Source organism: Streptomyces sp. NPDC090106 (assembly GCF_044747265.1).
Taxonomy (GTDB): domain Bacteria; phylum Actinomycetota; class Actinomycetes; order Streptomycetales; family Streptomycetaceae; genus Streptomyces.
In genome coordinates, this window is record NZ_JBIVDS010000053.1 from 1 (window position 1) to 1,102 (window position 1,102).

Genomic DNA, 1,102 nt, shown 5'->3' on the forward strand with positions numbered 1-1,102 from the left:
CTCAGACCTGCGCCACGTCTTTTGGGTCTCGTGCCAGTCGTTGCAGCGTGCAGAAGGCATGAGCGGCCGATACGAGGGTGACGTGGTGGTGCCAGCCGCCCCAGGTGCGGCCTTCGAAGTGGGCCAGTCCCAGGGCCTGTTTCATCTCGCGGTAGTCGTGTTCGATGCGCCAGCGGAGCTTGACCAGCCGGACCAGGGTCGCCAGCGGCATGCCGGAGGGGAGGCTGGAGAGCCAGAACTGCACGGGTTCGGGTTCGGTGGCCGGCCATTCGGCCAGCAGCCAGCGTTCGGGCAGTTCAGGACCGTCGGTAGTCTGGCGGACGCCGCGTCCGGCCGGGCGAATGCGCAGAGCCAGGAACCGCGAGTAGATGCGTTTGAAGCCGCTGATTCCTTTGCCGGGGCGGGAGCCTTCCCGCCAGGACACCGGCCTCACGGCCGTCCTCCCGGCCGCGATGACCACGTCCTTCACGGTCCGCGCAGGCTCGGGATACTGCATCTGCGGTGGCCGACCGGTTCCTGCGTAGGCGGGCTGGACGGGCCGGGCGTCTGCCGGATGGGCGGTGTGGCGGGAGGAAATGCCCACCGCATAGGGCAGGCTGCGTTCTTCCAGGCCGTGGCGGAAGGCGGCGGCATCGCCGTATCCGGCGTCCGCGACGACCAAGGGGACGTCGATGCCCCACGACCGGGTCTCGTCGATCATGTCCAGAGCCAGCTGCCACTTCTCCACGTGCCCCACCTGGTCGGGAATCCCGCACCGGCCGCGGCGGGCGACCTTGACAGCGTCGGCCTCCGGCGCATCGGGATCCCACGAAGCGGGCAGGAACAGCCGCCAGTTCACCGCGGCCGAGGCGTGATCCCGGGCCAGGTGCAGCGACACCCCGACCTGGCATTTAGTGACCTTGCCCGCGGTGCCGGTGTACTGCCGCGACACACACGCTGAGGCGTCCCCGTCCTTCAAGAAGCCGGTGTCATCGACGATCAATGCCTCCGGCCCGACTGCCTCGTTCATCCGCCAAGCCAGCCGGGCTCGTACATGCGCCGGATCCCACGGACTGGAAGTGATGAAGTGGGCGAGCGCCTGACGGTTGCCGTCCTCGCCCAG

1 protein-coding gene is annotated in these 1,102 nt (G+C 68.9%); it reads right to left on the minus strand.

Annotation, left to right across the window (positions count from 1 at the left end; all coding sequences use genetic code 11):
* Nucleotide 1: 1 nt before the first annotated feature.
* Nucleotides 2-1,102 (minus strand): IS701 family transposase (locus ACIPSE_RS47265; RefSeq protein ID WP_401676406.1); only part of this gene is annotated, 1,101 nt, incomplete at its 5' end.